Source organism: Mitsuaria sp. MSU3D (assembly GCF_056867975.1).
Genome location: NZ_CP200314.1, coordinates 5,965,734 through 5,984,477 on the forward strand (window position 1 = coordinate 5,965,734; position 18,744 = coordinate 5,984,477).

Sequence of the window (18,744 nt, forward strand, 5' to 3'; positions counted from 1 at the left end):
GAGGGGGTAAGAAGGGGAGCGATATCACTGCAGACGCGATAGCGTCACGTCCGGCTCCGGCGGCGCGGCCATCGCGGCGAAGGCCGCATCGGCGGCCTCGCCCGCCCGGGCAGCGTCGTCCAGGCTCACCTGCAAGCGGCGCCGCATCCATGGCCGCAGGTCTTCCAGCGGCCCGACGTCGGGCAGCAGGCTCCAGTCCTGCAAGGCCTGCACCGCATGCGGCACCGGCTCCTGGCCGGCAAGCGCCCGCTGCAGGCGCTTGGCCGCCTCCGGCATCTCCGCCAGGAAATCGGCGTCCAGATCCTTCGCGCGCCGCATCAGGCTCTGCCGCATCATCGACAGGTGGGCCATCAGCCGGTAGCCGTGGTCGAGCACCATGTTCAACTCCTGCAGCGGCGGGCGCACGCGGCGCGGTTCGGCGGCGCTGCGCGTCAGGGCCGCCGACAGCGCCGCGAGCGCGTCGTAGGCCTGACGCCGCGCCATCCGCTGCGTGAGCGCGCCGGCCGGCGTCATCGCCGCGGTCATCGCCTGCATGGCGTACTGCTGCAGCGCGCCGCGCGCCCGCTTGAGCGCGCGCGGCAGGTTGCGCCGCTCCCAGGCCGGCAGCACATAGCTGAAGGCCCAGGCCAGGATCGCGCCGAGCACTGTGTCCGCGAGCCGCTCCGAGATCGCGATCCCATGCGTCGGATCCGCCAGGTGCGATTGCAGCAGCGCCATCATCGTGGCCGCGATCGCCGTGATCAGGTAGCGGCGGGTGACGAACGCATGCGCGATGCCGACGGCGATCTGCAGCACGACGATCCACAGCGTCTGGTTGGGGATCAGCGACAGCGCCAGCATCAGCCCGCAGCCGATCGCCGTGCCGAGCACCCGCATGTTGCGCCGCTCCAGCGTCTGGTCGAGGCTGCCGCGCAGCACCACCGCGACCGACAGCACCAGCCAGTGCGGGTGCGAGGCCCAGGGCAGCGCCAGGGCGATGAAGTAGGCGGCCGACAGCGCCAGCGTGCTGCGCAGCGCGTGGCGCATCACCGGCGAGTCGAGGTGCAGCTGCGCCTTCAGCAAGCCCATCGGCCAGCCGACCGGCGTCACGAAGTTCCGCAATTCGCCGGCGTCCAGCGGCAGCGGCGGCAAGGGCAGGGAGGCGTCGAGCGCGCGGCCCATCGCCAGCACCTCGCCGTCCAGGTGGGACAGCCGGTCCTGCAGCACGAGCTGTAGCCGTCTGCGCGGATCCTGCGGCGGCAGATCGGGCCAGCGCGTCGGACGCACGGTGTTCATCGCCGGCGCCCGCTCGTCGAGCAGCGCGTCGCGGTACTCGTCCAGCAGCACGGCCAGCGCCCGCAGCCGGCTGACCAGCGCGGTGCGCATCTGCTGTCCGACAGGATCCTCGCCCAGGAGCTCCAGATCCAGCCGGCTCGCCAGCATCAGATCGCGCAGCTCGACGATGTGCAGCAGCACCGCCGCGCTGCGCGGATCGGTCTTCGCGCGTGGGAAGACCTGGTCGCGCGCCGTCTGCAGCAGTTCCGCGAGTTGGGCTTCGTTGCCGAGCCAGTCGCGCATCGCGTGCGCCGCGCCGCCGCTGCCGAGCAGCTCGGCGCGCGCGCTCAGCAGCTGCGCCAGGCCGTGCAGCGCCTCGGCCAGCGCGAGCCGGTGGAAACGCCAATGCAACACCGCGCTGGAGATCACGCTCCACACGAGGTAGAGCGCAATGCCCGCCGCGCCGCTCGCCAGCACGATGGGCAGCGGCTGCGGCGGCCACGCGAGCGCGAACACCATCGCCAGGATGGGCGCGAAGGACACGGGACCCGCGCGCGGTCCCCAGCTCAGCAGCATGGCGCTGCCGAACGCGAGCACCGCGACGAGCGCGCCCATCGCGGCGTGATACGGATGGAGCACCGCGACCAGTCCCACGGCCAGCAGCGTCATGCCGCCGGCGGTGAGCACGCGGTTGCGGTTGCGCCGGACGCTGCCCGGCAGATCGGCCAGGCTGGCGCAGATGGCGCAGGCCATCGCCAGCTGCGAGGCGATGTGCGACAGCTCGGCCGGAGCCGCGTGCGACACGATCACCTGCACCAGCATCACCCCGAGGGCGACGCTGAGGCCGTTCCACCAGTGCGCCGGCCAGTGACGCCAGCGACCGGCCGCCATCAGGCTTCCCGGACGCGCTGGTTCAGATGGGCCAGGGCCTCTTCGACCTGGTCGACCAGCACGAGGCACAGGTCGCCCGGCTGCAGGCGCGCCAGCGCGCGGTCGATCGCGACGAACTCGCCGCGGATCTCCTCGATGTGCTTGGTCCGCGTCGCGCCCTTCAGGCCCTGCTGCAGCAGCGCCAGGACTTCACCGTCCTCGCGGCCGCGCTGGCAGGCGTCCTGGAACAGGATGGCCTCGTCGAAGGCCTCGCCCAGGATCTGCGTCTGGATGCGGATGTCCTCGTCGCGGCGGTCGCCGGCGCCGGAGATCACCACCGAGCGCTTGTTGGCCGGCAGCGCCTGCACCGCCTGCACCAGCGCGCGCATCGCGTCGCCGTTGTGGCCGTAGTCGGCGATGACCGTCGCGCCGCGATAGTCCATCACGTTGAAGCGGCCCGGCACGCTGTCCGGGTCGCTCATGAAGCTCGCCAGCCCGCGCCGGATCGTGTCCCAGTCCAGGCCCACGCCCCAGGCCGCCGCGACCGAGGCCATCGCGTTCTCGTTCTGGAACGGGATCGCGCCGCCGCGGGTGAAGGGGATGTCGCGCAGCGGGATCGACTCGCGCCACGCGCCCTGCGCCGCGACCAGCGCGTCGCCGTCGATGTAGACGCAGCGTTTGCCCTGCGCGCGGTGCGTCGCCATCAGCGGGTGATGGCGGTCGCTCGCGAAGAAGATCACCTGGCCCGGGCAGACGTCGGCCATCTTCGCCACGACAGGGTCGGCGGCGTTGAGCACCGCGTAGCCGTTGGGCGCCACGTTCTGCACGATCACGCGCTTGACCAGCGCGAGTTCCTCGACGGTGTTGAGGAAGTTCATGCCGAGGTGGTCGCCCTCGCCGAGGTTGGTCACCACCGCCACCTGGCAGCGGTCGAAGCCCAGGCCCTCGCGCAGCACGCCGCCGCGCGCGGTCTCGAAGACCGCGGCCTCGACGTCCGGATGCATCAGCACGTTGCGCGCGCTCTTCGGGCCGGAGCAGTCGCCGCTGTCGGTCTGGCGGCCGTCGACGTAGACGCCGTCGGTGTTGGTCATGCCCACGCGCAAGCCCTGCGTCGCGAACATGTGCGCCACCAGGCGCGACGTCGTCGTCTTGCCGTTGGTGCCGGTCACCGCGACGATGGGGATGCGGCCGTCCTCGCTCGCGGCGCCGCGGTTGCCGCCGTAGATGCTGGAGATGATGGCCTCGCCGACGTCGCGGCCCTTGCCGTAGGACGGGCTCAGGTGCATGCGCAGGCCCGGCGCGGCGTTGACCTCGACGATGCCGCCGCTCTGTTCCTCGAGCGGCTTGAGCACGCTCTCGGCCACGACGTCGACGCCGCAGACGTGCAGGCCGACGACCGTCGCCGCCGCGATCGCGCGGGCCGCGACTTCCGGATGCACGTCGTCGGTCACGTCGGTCGCGGTGCCGCCGGTGGACAGGTTGGCGTTGTTGCGCAGGATCACGCGGCGACCCTTGTCCGGCACGGACTCCGGGGTCAGGCCTTGCAGGTCCAGGCGCGCGATCGCGATGTCGTCCAGGCGGATCTTGGTCAGGGAGGTCGCGTGGCCGTCGCTGCGGCGCGGATCCTCGTTGACCTTGTCGACCAGTTGGCGCACCGTGTGCACGCCGTCGCCGATGACGTTGGGCGGATCGCGGCGGGCCGCCGCCACCAGCTTGTCGCCGACGACCAGCAGCCGGTAGTCGCTGCCGGGCAGGAACTTCTCGACCATCACCGTGCCGATCTCGTCCGCGGCCTTGTAGGCGATCTCCATGTGCTCGCGCGAGGCGACGTTGACCGTCACGCCCTTGCCCTGGTTGCCGTCCAGCGGCTTGACCACGACCGGCAGGCCGATCTCGAGCGCCAGTTCCCAGGCCTCATCGACGGTCTCCACCGGCGCGCCGATGGGCACCGGCACGCCGGCCGACTGCAGCAGGCGCTTGGACAGGTCCTTGTCCTGCGCGATCGATTCAGAGACGGCGCTGGTCGCGTCGACTTCGGCGGCCCAGATGCGGCGCTGCTTCACGCCCCAGCCCAGCTGCACCAGCGAGCCCTGCGTCAGGCGGCGGAACGGGATGCCGCGCTTGCAGGCGGCGTCGACGATGGAGCCGGTCGAGGGGCCGAGGCGGATGTCCTCGTCCGTCTCGCGCAGCGCCTTGACGGCGGCGTCGGCGTCGAAGGCGGCGCCCGACTGCGCGGCGTTGATCAGCTCGACGGCCTTCTCGAAGGCGGCGCGGCCGACGTCTTCCTCGCTGTACTCGACGACGACCTGGTAGGTGCCGGCTTCCGACGTGGTGTGCGTGTGGCTGTAGGTCACCGGGCAGCCGGCCTGCGCCTGCAGCGCCAGGGCGGCCTGTTCCAGCACGTGGGCCAGGGTGATCGGCGTCTTGGCGGCGCTGGCCGGCCGCAGCGGGCCGATGCCGGGGAAGCGTTCGCGCAGGCGGGCCTCGAAGCCGGCCATGTCGGCGATGGTGCGTTCCGAATCGCTGCAATGCACGACCGCCTCGATGGCGGTGTGGCGGCTCCACATGTTGGGGCCGCGGAGGGCGCGGGTGCGGGAGACTTCCATCTGTCGTCTTTCGGGTTCGACTGTTCTTTGAAAGGGGCGGGACTGGGGCGGTGGTTCGCGCCGGGCCGTGATTACTGCGGCAGGTCCGGCACGAAGGTGTCCAGGCCGGCCGAGATCAACTCGGGCGAGATGCCCATGGCCCAGCCGGTCGCCACGGCGGCCAGCACCGCGTCGGTCGCGATCTCCTGGCCGACCGCGCGGAAGCGGGCCTGCAGCGATTCGACGTTGGCGCCGGAGGTCTCCGACGTGCCCTGCGCCAGCATCGCGGCGCCGCCGCGCAGGAACACGCCGCGGCCTTCCTTGCCGCGGTGCTCGGTCAGCGCGGCATTGCCGGCGTTCAGCGCGTAGAGGATCACCTCGCCGTCGGAGAGCTCGGCCATCTCGGCCACTTTGGGCTCGTCGGCGTTCAGCACGGCGACGCCGTCGGACAGCACGACGTCGACCTGCGTGCGCAACACCTTGAAGAGCTGGTCCTCGGTCTGGATGTCATGGTCGTCGAGCTGCGGCACGCGGCCCATGTCGGTCACGACACCGACCTGGCAGCGGTCGTAGGCCAGGCCATCACCGAGGATGGTGCCGGCGCCGTTCTCGACCACGATGGCGTCGACGGCGCGGTTCATCAGCAGGCGGTGGCTGGCGGCCCAGGTCGCGCTGGGCTTGCGCTCGACGCGGCGGGTGCCCAGGAACAGGCCGGCGCCGCAGGCCAGGCCGACGTGGCGGCCGTTCAGGTGCAGCAGCCAGCCGACCAGGCGCGCGATCTGCGCCGTGCCGCGCGAACCGGCCACGCCCACGATGGGGATGCGGCCGCTCTCGTCCTCGGCGAACAGGTGGTCGATGATGGCCTGGCCCACCGGCTGGGGCATGCCCTCGGCCGGCTTCAGGTGCATCAGCAGGCCGGGGCCGGCGTTGACCTCGACGATGGCGCCGCCGGTCTCGGACAGCGGCTTCGAGATGTCGCTGCAGACCAGGTCGACGCCAGCGATGTCCAGGCCGACGGTGCGCACGGCCAGCGACACCGCGTGCGCCACCTCCGGATGGATCTGCGCGGTGCAGTCGATCGCGACGTTGCCGTTGCGCTGGATCAGCACGCGCTGGCCGGCTTCGGGCACGCCGTCGCCGGTCAGGCCCTGGCGCTGCAGGTCCAGCAGCACGACCGGGTCGCCGGTGATGTCGATGCGGTTGAGCGGGAAGTCCTCGGTCGTCCCGCGGCGCGGGTCGGTGTTGATCTGCAGGTCGATCAGCTCGATGACGGTGTGCGTGCCGTCGCCGGTGACCCAGGCTTCCTCGCCGCGGGCGGCCGCGACGACCTGGCCGCCGACGACCAGCAGGCGGTGCTCCATCCCGGGGATGTAGCGCTCGACCAGCACTTCCGAGCCTTCCTTGTCGGCGACGTGGAAGGCGGCCTCGACGTCGGCCTCGTGGCGCAGGTCCAACGTGACGCCGCGGCCGTGGTTGCCGTCCGACGGCTTCACGACGACCGGCAGGCCCAGGTCCTGGGCGACGTCCCAGGCCTCGGCGGCGGTCTTGACGGCCTGGCCCGCGGGCACCGGCACGCCGACCGACTTCAGCAGTTCCTTGGTCAGGTCCTTGTCGCGCGCGATGCCCTCGGCGATCGCGCTGGTCATGTCGGTCTCGGCCGTCCAGATGCGGCGCTGGCGCGCGCCGTAGCCGAGCTGCACCAGGTTGCCGTCGTTCAGGCGGATGTGGGGGATGCGGCGGTCGGTCGCCGCGGCCACGATGGCGGCGGTCGACGGGCCGAGGTAGCAGTCGTCGAGCTTGTCGCGGATCGCCACGACGGCGGCGTCGACGTTGAAGTCGTCGCCGTTGATCGTCGCCATCAGCAGCGCGTGGCCCTGCTCCAGCGCGCAGCGGGCGACCTGCTCGTCGCGGGCGCGGAACACCATGCGGTACACGCCGTGGCGCGAGGTGGAGCGCGTCTGGCCGAAACCGGTCGGCATGCCGGCCAGGTTGAGCAGCTCGATGACGATGTGCTCCAGCACATGGCCCATCCAGGTGCCCTCGGTCAGGCGCTGCAGGAAGCCGCCGCGCTCGCCGACGCCGCAGTGGTGCTCTTCCAGCGCCGGCAGGCGCTTGCACAGGCGTTCGGTGAAGCCGGGGATCAGGTGGGAGGGGTGTTCTTCCAGGCCACCCAGGTCCAGCCAGGTTTCCAGCACCGGGCGGTAGGTCCACATGTTGGGGCCGCGCAGGTAGTTGATGCGCAGGAGCTTGATGTCGTCGTGTCGGCTCATGAGGGGTGGAAACGTGGAAGGGGGCTGTCCGGCGGACCACCGGACAATGATGCGAAGCACAATTGTGCGCTTAAGCGAAAATTGTGCGAAACATGCCACGACCCGGCTGGTCCGGGTCTTGCCCCGTTGGGGGGCGGTGGCAGAAATGTCCCGGGGAAATCTCCCGAGAATCTCCTGTTTCGCGGATCGCCAGAAGAATCACAAATGCAGCATTCACATCCTGTCGCGTCGGCCGGTGCCGGCGGCGTTCCGGCCGCCGAGGCTTTCGAAACACGCCTGCGGCGTGGCGAGAACGTCCGGGCCTCGCTCGAGGTTGACCTGGACGGGCGTTTGCGCTTCTCGGCGGGCGGTCTGCGACTCACGGATCAACGGCTGCTGTCCCTGGACGCGTCCGAGGATGACCCCGGCGCCCCGGTCTTGCGGGAGTGGCCGCTGACGCCGGACCTGCGGCTGGTGCTGTCCGACCACGCCGGGCTGGGCACGCTGGAGCTGGTCGACACCGACGGCCGGCTGGCGCAGTGGCGCTTCACGATGAAGGCCAACCTGCAGGCCCAGCGCTTCCAGGACGCGTTCAACCGCCGCGACGAGGTCGAGGCCCGCCTGGACGAGGAGCCCGAGCTCTGCCCGAGCTGCCAGGCCGTCCTGCCGGAGGACAGCGAGGAGTGCCCCTCCTGCGCCCGCGAGCTGCACACGCCGCCGTCGACCTGGGTGCTGCTGCGGCTGTGGCGCTTCGCCGGTCCTTACCGGGGTCAGCTGTTGCTGGGCTTCCTGCTGATGCTGGGCGCGACCGGGGCGACGCTGGTGGCGCCCTACCTGGCGATGCCGCTGATGGACGACGTCCTGATCCCGTTCCAGCAAGGCAAGCAGATCGACACCAGCCTGGTGGTCATGTACCTGGGCGGGCTGTTCGGGGCGGCGATCGTGTCCTGGATCCTGGGCTGGGCCAAGACCTACATCCTGGCGCTGGTGTCCGAGCGCATCGCCGCGGATCTGCGCACGGCGACCTTCGACCACCTGCTGGGCCTGTCGCTGGAGTACTTCGGCTCCAAGCGCACCGGCGACCTGATGAGCCGCATCGGCTCGGAGACGGACCGGATCAGCGTGTTCCTGTCGCTGCACGCGCTGGACTTCATCACCGACTGCCTGATGCTGGCGATGATCACGGTGATCCTGTTCCACACGAACCCGTGGCTGGCGCTGGCCACGCTGGTGCCGCTGCCCTTCATCGCGTGGCTGATCCACCTGGTGCGGGACAAGCTGCGCACCGGTTTCGAGAAGATCGACCGCGTCTGGGGCGAGGTGACCTCGGTGCTGGCGGACACCATCCCCGGCATCCGCGTGGTCAAGGCCTTCGCCCAGGAACGCCGCGAGGCCGAGCGCTTCCGCAACGCCAACAAGCACAACCTGGTCGTCAACGACCGGCTGAACAAGACCTGGAGCCTGTTCACGCCCAGCGTCTCGCTGCTGACCGAGATCGGCCTGCTGGTCGTCTGGGCCTTCGGCATCTGGCTGATCGCGCACGCGCAGATCACCGTCGGGACCTTGACCGCCTTCCTGGCCTACATCGGGCGCTTCTACGGGCGGCTGGATTCGATGAGCCGGATCGTGTCGGTGACGCAGAAGGCGGCCTCGGGCGCGAAGCGGATCTTCGACATCCTCGACCACCATTCCAACGTGCCGGAGCCGACGCAGCCGGTGGTGCTGGACAAGGTCGAGGGCGAGCTGTCGCTGCAGGACATCGGCTTCCGCTACGGCAACCGGACGGTGATCCGCGACCTCAACCTGGTGATCAAGCCGGGCGAGATGATCGGTCTGGTCGGGCACAGCGGCTCGGGCAAGAGCACGATGGTCAACCTGATCTGCCGCTTCTACGACGTGACCGAGGGGGCGATCAAGCTCGACGGCGTCGACCTGCGGCGCTTCAGGCTGTCGGACTTCCGCCGTCACATCGGGCTGGTGCTGCAGGAACCCTTCCTGTTCTTCGGCACGATCGCGGAGAACATCGCCTACGGCAAGCCGGAGGCGACGCGCGACGAGATCGTCGCCGCGGCCCGCGCCGCGCATGCGCATGAATTCATCCTGCGGCTGCCGCAGGGCTACGACTCGCTGGTCGGTGAGCGGGGTCAGGGCTTGTCCGGCGGCGAGCGCCAGCGGATCTCGATCGCCCGCGCGCTGCTGATCGACCCGCGCATCCTGATCATGGACGAGGCCACCTCGGCCGTGGACACGGAGACGGAGAAGGAGATCCAGAAGGCGCTGGACAACCTGGTGCGCGGCCGCACGACGATCGCGATCGCCCACCGGCTGTCGACGCTGCGCAAGGCCGACCGGCTGGTGGTCATGGACCGCGGCGAGATCGTCGAGGTCGGGCCGCACGACGAGCTGATCGCCAAGCAGGGCGCCTACTGGCGCCTGTGGGAAGCGCAGGCCCGCCGCGTCGATGCGGAGGAGCAGGACAACGTGGTTGTCGTCGCGCCCAACGTCAACGTCCACACGGCCACGCAGGCCTGATCGCGCCGAGGTGCCTTCATGAACAACATCCAGACCCTGGCGCGCAATGCCTACGGCCGGCTGATGCTGGTCGACGCCGCCGGCCAGACCCACGACAACGTCACGCCCGTGCGGGCCCACCCGCTGAGCGCGCCCGATGAGGGCCTGTCGCTGGTCGGCACCGACGGGCATGAGATCGCCTGGATCGACCGGATCGCCGATCTGCCGCAGGTCCAGCGCGAACTGCTCCAGGATGAACTCGCCCATCGCGAGATGACGCCGACGGTGCTGAAGCTGCTGGACGTCTCCACCTTCTCGACGCCGTCCCAATGGACCGTCGAGACCGACCGCGGCACGACCGGGTTCATCCTCAAGAGCGAGGAAGACATCCGGCGCATCGGGGAAGGGCGGCTGCTGATCGCCAGCTCCCACGGGCTGCACTTCCTGGTGCCGGACCGGTTTGCGCTGGATCGGCATTCGCGCAAGTTGCTCGAACGCTTCCTCTGACGTCTACCGAGCGCAGCCTCGGGAAGCCGGGCCGCCCCCGGCTCATACGCTCGGCAGGCTCCGCTAAATCGCCGGGGGCGGCCCGGCTTCCCGAGGCCCGATCCACCGAGCCCGACTGCGGAGGGCGGGACGCTACTTACGCATTTCTGCGAAGCTTGCCGGCGGGGAGTCCTGCCCTACAATTGACGTTTACGTAAACGTAAGACGAACAGCCCAGCGGCCGCCCGGAGAGGCGTCCGCGGAGGCGGTCGAGGAGACAAACCCATGAGCCTGCCCGGTCTGAACTTCCACCTCGGCGAGGACATCGACGCCCTGCGCGACGCAGTGCGCGAGTTCGCGCAAGCCGAGATCGCCCCCCGCGCCGCGGAGATCGATCGCAGCGACCAGTTCCCGATGGACCTGTGGCGCAAGATGGGCGACGTCGGCGTCCTGGGCATCACCGTGCCCGAGGAGTACGGCGGCGCCGCGATGGGCTACCTCGCCCACATGGTGGCGATGGAGGAGATCAGCCGCGCCAGCGCCTCGGTCGGCCTGAGCTACGGCGCCCACTCCAACCTGTGCGTCAACCAGATCAAGCGCAACGGCACCGAGGCCCAGAAGCAGAAGTACCTGCCCAAGCTGATCTCCGGCGAACACGTCGGCGCGTTGGCGATGAGCGAACCCGGCGCCGGCTCCGACGTCGTGTCGATGAAGCTCCGCGCGGAGGACAAGGGCGGCTACTACGTCCTCAACGGCAACAAGATGTGGATCACCAACGGTCCCGACGCGGACACGCTGGTCGTCTATGCCAAGACCGAGCCGGAGCTCGGCGCCCGCGGCATGACCGCTTTCCTGATCGAGAAGGGCATGAAGGGCTTCTCGATCGCGCAGAAGCTGGACAAGCTCGGCATGCGCGGCAGCCACACCGGCGAGCTGGTGTTCCAGGACGTCGAGGTCCCGGCCGAGAACGTGCTGGGCCAGGTCGGCGGCGGCACCAAGGTGCTGATGTCGGGCCTGGACTACGAACGCGCCGTGCTGGCCGCCGGTCCGATCGGCATCATGCAGGCGGTGATGGACAACGTCGTCCCCTACATCCACGACCGCAAGCAGTTCGGCCAGTCGATCGGCGAGTTCCAGCTGATCCAGGGCAAGGTCGCCGACATGTACACCGTGCTGCAGGCCGCCCGCGCGTTCTGCTACACCGTGGGCAAGAACCTGGACGCCCTCGATGGCGCCCATGTCCGCCAGGTGCGCAAGGACTGCGCGTCCGTCATCCTCTGGTGCGCCGAGAAGGCCACCTGGATGGCCGGCGAAGGCATCCAGATCTTCGGCGGCAACGGCTACATCAACGAGTACCCGCTGGGCCGCCTCTGGCGTGACGCGAAGCTCTACGAAATCGGCGCGGGCACGTCCGAGATCCGGCGCATGCTGATCGGTCGCGAGCTCTTCGCCGAGACAATGTGACCCCCCCCTACCGGCTTCGCCGGCCCCCCGAGGGGGCGCACCCGATGGCCTGGCAGAGCCAGTTCCATGGGTGCCGCTTGGTTGGAAAGCCGCATTCGCTACTGTCACGCCATGTGACGCGACAATGCTGGTCATGAGTACGAACGAACTGCAAGACCTGCTGGACAACAACAAGCGCTGGGCCACCGCGACTGAAGAACAGTCGCCCGGCTTCTTCTCGCGCTTGCTGAAGCAGCAGACGCCGCAATACCTGTGGATCGGCTGCGCGGACAGCCGGGTCCCGGCCAATGAGCTGGTGGACCTGCTGCCGGGCGAGCTCTTCGTCCACCGCAACGTCGCGAACGTCGTGGTCCATTCGGACCTGAACTGCCTGTCGGTCATGCAGTTCGCCGTGGACCAGCTGAAGGTCCAGCACATCATCATCGTGGGCCACAGCAACTGCGGCGGCGTGCGCGCCGCGCTGGAAGACCTGCGGGTCGGTCTGGTGGACAACTGGCTGCGTCACGTCCAGGACGTGCGCAACCACCACCAGGAATGGCTGGACCAGGTGGCCGCCGACCAGCGCGCCAATGCGCTGTGCGAGCTCAATGTGCTGGAGCAGGCCCGCAACGCCTGCCAGACCACCGTGGTCCAGGACGCCTGGGCGCGCGGGCAGTCGGTCGCCGTGCATGGCTGGGTCTACGGCCTGCACAACGGCCTGCTGAAGGACCTGAGCATCACCGTCGGGAAGGCCGAGGACGTCGGTCCCGCCTACCGCAGCGCCCTCGAGGCATTGCACCGCCGCTACGAGGCGGCCATGGGCCGCTGAGCCCGGACGGCCTCCGCGCGGATACAACGGACACGATCGGGACGGAGCAAGACGCCATGTTCCCCCACGAGCTCAACGATCCGCGCGCGTTCGAGATCGCCCAGGCGATGCTCGCGGGCTTCGACAAGCACTACCGCCTGTTCCGCGCCGCGTCCGCGACCGCCAAGCAGCGCTTCGAGCAGGCCGACTGGCACGGCCAGCAGCGCGCGCAGCGCGAGCGCATCGAGTTCTACGACCTGCGTGTCGACGAGGCCGTCATCGAGCTGGAACAACGCTTCCGCACCAGCGAGCTGCCCAGCGAGGTCTGGCAGCAGGTCAAGCTGCACTACATCGGCCTGCTGACCAAGCACCTGCGGCCGGAGCTCGCCGAGACCTTCTTCAACTCGGTCACGACGCGCATCCTCCACCACAGCTACTTCCACAACGAGTTCATCTTCGTCCGGCCGGCGATCTCCACCGAGTTCATCGAGAACGAGGAACCGGCCGCGCAGCCGACCTACCGCTGCTACTACCCCTCGCAGGACACGCTGCGCGACACCTTCATGCGCATCGTCTTCAACTTCCAGCTGGCGCTGGAGTTCGAGGACCTCGGCCGCGACATCGACCTGGTGCTGAAGGCCGCCGGCCAGGAGCTCGGTGCCTTCCGCTGGCGGACCAACTTCCAGGTGCAGGTGCTGTCCTCGCTGTTCTTCCGCAACAAGGGCGCCTACATCGTCGGCAAGATCATCAACGGCTTCACCGAGACGCCGTTCGCGCTGCCCATCCTGCACAAGGAGTCGGCCGACGGCACGACCGATCCCTCGGGCGAGCGTCAGCTCTACATCGACGCCGCGCTGTTCGGCGAGGACGAACTGCAGATGCTGTTCAGCTTCGCGCGGGCCTACTTCCTCGTCGACATGGAAGTGCCCAGCGCCTACGTGCAGTTCCTGCGCTCGCTGATGCCGCGCAAGCCGCGCTCGGAGATCTACGCGACGCTCGGTTTGCAGAAGCAGGGCAAGAACCTCTTCTACCGGGACTTCCTCAACCACCTGCGCCACAGCAGCGACAAGTTCCGCATCGCGCCCGGCATCAAGGGCATGGTGATGCTGGTCTTCGACCTGCCGTCGTATCCCTTCGTCTTCAAGGTCATCAAGGACTTCTACCCGCCGCAGAAGGACACGACGCGCGAGCAGATCCAGTCCAAGTACCTGCTGGTGAAGCAGCACGACCGCGTCGGGCGCATGGCCGACACGCTGGAGTACACGCGCGTCGCCTTCCCGCGCAACCGCTTCGAGGACGAGCTGGTCGCGGAGCTGAAGCACTTCTGCCCCTCGCTGCTGGAGGAGACCGGCGACGACCTGGTCCTCAAGCACCTCTACATCGAGCGCCGCATGGTGCCGCTCAACATCTACCTGCAGGAGGCGTCGCCGGCGCAGCTGGCGCATGCGGTGGTCGAGTACGGCAACGCGATCAAGGACCTGGTGGCGGCCAACATCTTCCCGGGCGACATGCTGTGGAAGAACTTCGGCGTGACGCGCCACGGCAAGGTCGTGTTCTACGACTACGACGAGATCGAATACCTGACCGACTGCAACTTCCGCAAGGTGCCCGAGGCCCGCAACGAGGAAGACGAAATGTCGGGCGAGGTCTGGTACACGGTGAACAAGCACGACGTGTTCCCGGAGACCTTCGGGCCTTTCCTGCTCGGCCATCCGGGCGTGCGCGACGTCTTCATGGCGCACCACGCCGACCTGCTCGATCCCGCGTTCTGGCAGACCCACAAGGAACGCATCCTGGCGGGGCACGTCGAGGACGTGTTCCCGTACGACCCGCACAAGCGCTTCCACGTCCGCGACGTCGCCCCGGCCCTGAGGGTGCCGGAGTCGCAGGACCGCGAGCTTCCGATCCACTGATCACCGACCGCGCACCTCGCCTCCATCGTTGCCGGCGCATTCCCTGATTTCTTTGAAGGAGACCCCCATGTCCGATTCCATCGTCATCGTTTCCGCCGCCCGCACGCCGATCGGCGGCCTGCTGGGCGACTTCGCCGGCCTGGCCGCGTGGGAGCTGGGCGCCGTCGCCATCAAGGCGGCCGTCGAGCGCGCCGGCATCCCGACCGATTCGATCGAGGAAGCCTTCCTCGGCAACTGCCTGATGGCCGGCCAGGGCCAGGCCCCGGCGCGCCAGGCCGTGCTGAAGGCGGGCCTGCCGCAGTCGGTCGGCGCGGTGACGCTGTCCAAGATGTGCGGCGCCGGCATGCGCGCGACCATGTTCGCGCACGACACGCTGAAGGCCGAAAGCGCTGACATCCTGATCGCCGGCGGCATGGAATCCATGACCAACGCGCCGCACCTGATGTTCGCGCGCAAGGGCGTGAAGTACGGCGCCGCGCAGATGTACGACCACATGGCGCTGGACGGCCTGGAAGATGCGTACGAGCGCGGCAAGGCCATGGGCGTCTTCGCCGAGCAGTGCGTCGACAAGTACGCCTTCACGCGCGAGGCGCAGGACCAGTTCGCCATCGCGTCGACGGAGCGCTCCAAGCGCGCCAACGAGGACGGCAGCTTCGCGTGGGAGATCGCGCCGGTGACGATCGCCGGCAAGGGCGGCGACACGGTGATCTCGCGCGACGAGCAGCCCTTCAAGGCCAAGCTCGACAAGATCCCGACGCTGAAGCCGGCGTTCAAGAAGGACGGCTCGATCACGGCCGCCACCTCGTCGTCGATCTCCGACGGCGCCGCCGCGATGGTGCTGATGCGCGAGTCCACCGCCAACAAGCTGGGCGTCAAGCCGGTGGCACGCATCGTCGGCACCGCGGTGCACGCGAACGCGCCGGAGTGGTTCACGACCGCGCCGGTCGGCGCGATCCAGAAGCTGCTGGCCAAGAACCAGTGGGACGCGAAGAGCGTCGACCTGTGGGAAGTCAACGAGGCCTTCGCCGCGGTGACGATGGCCGCGATGGCCGAGTTCAAGCTGCCGCACGAGATCGTCAACGTCAACGGCGGCGCCGTGGCGCTGGGTCATCCGATCGGCGCGTCGGGCGCCCGCATCCTGGTGACGCTGCTGGGCGCGCTGAAGCATCGCGGCCTGAAGCGCGGCGTCGCGGCGCTGTGCATCGGCGGCGGTGAAGCGACCGCCGTCGGCGTCGAGCTGATCTGAGGACGGACCGGATGACGCAAGTCCTCATCATCGGCGCCTCGCGGGGCATCGGCCTCGAGCTCGTGAAGCAGCATCGCGAGCGCGGCGACACCGTCGTCGCGACGGCGCGAGACGACGCCAGCCTGGAGAAGCTGCGCGCGCTCGGCGCGACGGCGATCAAGCTCGAGGTGTCCGACGTGGTCAGCATCGCCGGCCTGGCCTGGCAGCTCGACGGCTACCAGTTCAACCGCGTCATGTACGTGGCCGGCCTCTACGGCCCGAAGACCATCGGCCTGCAGCCGCCGAGCCAGGCGGACTTCGACGCCGTCATGCACACCAACGTGCTGGGCCCGATGCGCGTGCTGCCGCAGCTGCTGGACGCGCTGGCGCCGGACGCGCGCATCGGCATCCTGTCCTCGCGGATGGGATCGCTGACGCTGCGCGCGAACTCGGCGGGCTGGGTCTACCGCGCATCGAAGGCGGCGGTGAACTCGGTGATGAAGGACGTCGCGCTGACGCTCGACGGCCGCGCGATCTGCGTCAGCCTGCACCCGGGCTGGGTCAAGACCGACATGGGCGGGCAGGAGGCCGACATCGACGTCGCCACCAGCGCATCCAGCCTGCGCGGCGTGCTCGACGGACTGAAGCCGGGCGACAACGGCGCGTTCTTCAACTACGACGGCAGCCCGCTGCCCTGGTGACGCGCTCGTCCTCCCTCTCCCGCTTGCGGGGGAGGGCAGGGGCGAGGGCTGCGGTCGTCCGATACTCGCTGACCACAGAGCAAGACTCAGGGAGAGAACGATGAAGCGGTGGGCTCGCGTGACGCTGAAGATCCTGGGCGGCTGCCTGCTGGGCGTGGTCACGCTCGCGGCGGCCTGGGCGGCGTTCAACAACCGGCTGGTCGACGACGCGCCGCGTCCGGTGCCGGAGGCGCTGCGCGTGCCGGCGCCGACGCTGCCGCCGGAACGCAACGCGTTCTTTGCGTTGATCGGCCTGACTGCCGCGGGCGACGATCCGCACGCGGAAGGCGTCAAGCGCTGGGCCGTGATCGACGCTGGCGAGATCGATCTGCGCGAGCCACCTGCGCCGCGGCAGTGGCCCTCGACCGCGGAGCGCAGTCCGGCCACCGACGCGTGGCAATGCGACGCGCAGACACAGGATTGCGTGGCCGTCTGGACGCGCGAAGCCACGGGGTTGCGTGCGCTGATCGACGCTCACGCCGACATCGGCCGTCGCTGCGAAGGCGTGGCCCGTGCGGGCGTGACCCTCGAAGAACCGATGATCACGCCGCGCGCGGAACTCAAGACGGCCGGCGACAGTTACTCGCGTCGCGCGACCGGGCTGCAGTGGCACTCGACGGTGAATTGCCTGCGCTGGCTCGAGGTGCGCGCCGCTCTCGCGGGTGAGTCGGGCGACACCGCCGCGATGCTGGGCTTCGCCAGGCAGGCCGAGGCCTTGTCCGGCGCGATGCTCGCGGGCACGCGCACGTTGATCGGCATCGGTGTCTCCGGCGCGATGGCGCGGATCCACTGGCGCGTCATCACCGATCTGGCCGCACGTTATCCAAAGGCAGGCTCCGATCTGCACGCGGTGCTGCGGCCGCTTCCGGCGCAGGCGCTCGACGCGTCCATCTGGATCCGGAGCGAGTCCCAGTTCGGTCGGGAGTCCATCCGTGAGATCGCCTGCATCGACGAGGGCGTGAATCCCCATGCCGCGCCGTCGACCACGACCTTGCGCTGCGAGCCCCAGTTCTGGACGATGCCCCACGCGACGCAGCACCTGATGGATGCGCAGTGGGAAGAAGCGCGGCGGAAAGCCGGTGAAGGCCCGCTGACGCTGCTTGACTGGCAGCCGGATCTGGCCTCGCAGTGGGTGCTCGGCGTGCCGTGGCGCAACTCGATCGGCGGGATGCTGGTCTCGGTCAGCGCGTCGAGCTATCCGCACTACGCCCGCAAGCAGGCCTCCCTGATGCTGCTCAACGAAGCCGCCCGTCTCGCGCTGTCGGCTGGAGCTGTCGAACCCGCGAAGCGCCCCGCCTGGCTGGCCCGGCAACCCATGGACGCCCGCCTGCGCGAGCGCCTCGCCGTCGACGGCGACCACATCGTCGCGCGCCCCTGGTCGACGGTGTCGAACCAGGACACGCTCCGCTACCGCATTCCCCCCGGCGCCACGAGCGCCGCCACCGTCACGGGATCCACCCTCGATCCCTCTCCGACCAAGAGCTGACCATGCTGCTTTCCGAAGACCACCGCGCCGTGCAGGACGCTGTCCGCGCCTACGTGCAAGACCAGATCGCACCGAAGGCGGCCGCGTGGGATAAGTCCCACCAGTTCCCCGCCGAGGAGCTCAAGGGCCTGGCCGCGCTGGGCTGCTACGGCGTGGCCGTGCCGACCGAGTACGACGGCGCGGGCCTGGACTACCTGGCGCTGGCGATCATCCTGGAAGAGATCGGCGCCGGGGACGGCGCGACCTCCACCGTGGTGAGCGTCAACAACTGCCCGGTGTGCAGCATCCTGATGGCCTTCGGCAACGAGGACCAGAAGCAGCGCTTCCTCAAGCCGCTGGCGCGCGGCGACATGCTGGGCGCGTTCTGCCTGACCGAGCCGCATGTGGGCTCCGAAGCCGGCGGCCTGAAGACGACCGCCGTGCTGGATGGCGGCGAGTACGTCCTCAACGGCGTCAAGCAGTTCATCACCAGCGGCAAGAACGGCGACGTTGCCATCGTCATGGCGGTGACCGACAAGGCCGCGGGGAAGAAGGGCATCTCGGCCTTCCTGGTTCCGACGAGCACGCCCGGCTACATCGTGGCGCGCATCGAGGACAAGATGGGCCAGCACGCCAGCGACACGGCGCAGATCCTGTTCGAGAACTGCCGCGTGCCCGCCGCCAACCGGATCGGCGAGGAAGGGCAGGGGCTGAAGATCGCGCTGTCGGGGCTGGAAGGCGGCCGCATCGGCATCGCGTCGCAGTCGGTGGGCATGGCGCGCGCGGCCTTCGAGGCGGCGCTGCGCTACAGCAAGGAGCGCGTCGCCTTCGGCGTGCCGATCTTCGAGCACCAGGCCATGCAGCACAAGCTTGCCGACATGGCCACGCAGATCGAGGCCGCGCGCCAGCTGATCTGGCACGCCGCCGCGCTGAAGGACGCCGGCCAGCCTTGCCTGAAGGAGGCTGCGATGGCCAAGCTCTTCGCCAGCGAGATGGCGGAACGCGTCTGCTCCGCCGCGATCCAGGTCCACGGCGGCTACGGCTACGTCAGCGACTTCCCGGTCGAGCGGATCTACCGCGACGTCCGCGTGACGCAGATCTACGAAGGCACGTCCGAGGTGCAGAAGATCCTGATCGGACGCGCGCTCGGCTGAGCCGGCCGGCGCTCGCGCCCTCGTCGTGCGTGCGGCGCCGC

Annotated in this window: 12 protein-coding genes; 9 read left to right on the plus strand and 3 right to left on the minus strand. The window is 69.4% G+C overall.

Annotated elements, in window-relative coordinates:
• Positions 1 to 24: 24 nt before the first annotated feature.
• The 3 genes from AC1VNM_RS26290 to AC1VNM_RS26300 all read right to left on the minus strand — a co-directional run bounded on the left by AC1VNM_RS26290 (position 25) and on the right by AC1VNM_RS26300 (position 6,979).
• Complete coding sequence (locus AC1VNM_RS26290) at positions 25 to 2,145, minus strand: FUSC family protein (protein WP_483108869.1); 2,121 nt, start codon at positions 2,143 to 2,145, stop codon at positions 25 to 27.
• Positions 2,145 to 4,730: a cyanophycin synthetase gene (gene cphA, locus AC1VNM_RS26295; RefSeq protein WP_483108870.1), complete on the minus strand. Its 2,586-nt coding sequence runs from the start codon at positions 4,728 to 4,730 to the stop codon at positions 2,145 to 2,147. Before cphA ends, AC1VNM_RS26290 begins: the two co-directional genes overlap by 1 nt.
• 71 nt (positions 4,731 to 4,801) lie before the next feature.
• Positions 4,802 to 6,979 (minus strand): cyanophycin synthetase, encoded by a 2,178-nt coding sequence (locus AC1VNM_RS26300; RefSeq protein WP_483108871.1) that lies wholly within the window; start codon positions 6,977 to 6,979, stop codon positions 4,802 to 4,804.
• A gap of 204 nt (positions 6,980 to 7,183) precedes the next feature.
• Between AC1VNM_RS26300 and AC1VNM_RS26305 the strand changes: the two genes are divergently transcribed.
• The 9 genes from AC1VNM_RS26305 to AC1VNM_RS26345 all read left to right on the plus strand — a co-directional run bounded on the left by AC1VNM_RS26305 (position 7,184) and on the right by AC1VNM_RS26345 (position 18,703).
• Positions 7,184 to 9,490, plus strand: a complete 2,307-nt coding sequence (locus tag AC1VNM_RS26305; protein ID WP_483108872.1) for a cyanophycin metabolism-associated ABC transporter — start codon at positions 7,184 to 7,186, stop codon at positions 9,488 to 9,490.
• An 18-nt stretch (positions 9,491 to 9,508) separates the two neighbouring features.
• Positions 9,509 to 9,976, plus strand: coding sequence for a cyanophycin metabolism-associated DUF1854 family protein (locus AC1VNM_RS26310; RefSeq protein WP_377157641.1), 468 nt, complete (start codon positions 9,509 to 9,511; stop codon positions 9,974 to 9,976).
• A gap of 264 nt (positions 9,977 to 10,240) precedes the next feature.
• Positions 10,241 to 11,419, plus strand: a complete 1,179-nt coding sequence (locus AC1VNM_RS26315; protein WP_483108873.1) for an isovaleryl-CoA dehydrogenase — start codon at positions 10,241 to 10,243, stop codon at positions 11,417 to 11,419.
• 133 nt (positions 11,420 to 11,552) lie between these two features.
• Positions 11,553 to 12,227: a carbonate dehydratase gene (gene can / locus AC1VNM_RS26320; protein WP_377157639.1), complete on the plus strand. Its 675-nt coding sequence runs from the start codon at positions 11,553 to 11,555 to the stop codon at positions 12,225 to 12,227.
• Positions 12,228 to 12,283: 56 nt separating this feature from the next.
• The gene (aceK, locus tag AC1VNM_RS26325; protein ID WP_483108874.1) at positions 12,284 to 14,119 is read left to right on the plus strand and encodes a bifunctional isocitrate dehydrogenase kinase/phosphatase; all 1,836 of its coding nucleotides are present in this window, start codon (positions 12,284 to 12,286) and stop codon (positions 14,117 to 14,119) included.
• A 67-nt stretch (positions 14,120 to 14,186) separates the two neighbouring features.
• Positions 14,187 to 15,365, plus strand: coding sequence for an acetyl-CoA C-acyltransferase (locus AC1VNM_RS26330; RefSeq protein WP_377157637.1), 1,179 nt, complete (start codon positions 14,187 to 14,189; stop codon positions 15,363 to 15,365).
• Positions 15,366 to 15,376: 11 nt separating this feature from the next.
• The gene (locus tag AC1VNM_RS26335; RefSeq protein ID WP_377157635.1) at positions 15,377 to 16,045 is read left to right on the plus strand and encodes an SDR family oxidoreductase; all 669 of its coding nucleotides are present in this window, start codon (positions 15,377 to 15,379) and stop codon (positions 16,043 to 16,045) included.
• A gap of 100 nt (positions 16,046 to 16,145) precedes the next feature.
• Entirely contained in the window at positions 16,146 to 17,570 is a 1,425-nt protein-coding gene (locus AC1VNM_RS26340) for a hypothetical protein (protein WP_483108875.1), read from the plus strand.
• Positions 17,571 to 17,572: 2 nt separating this feature from the next.
• The gene (locus AC1VNM_RS26345; RefSeq protein WP_483108876.1) at positions 17,573 to 18,703 is read left to right on the plus strand and encodes an acyl-CoA dehydrogenase family protein; all 1,131 of its coding nucleotides are present in this window, start codon (positions 17,573 to 17,575) and stop codon (positions 18,701 to 18,703) included.
• Positions 18,704 to 18,744 lie beyond the last annotated feature (41 nt).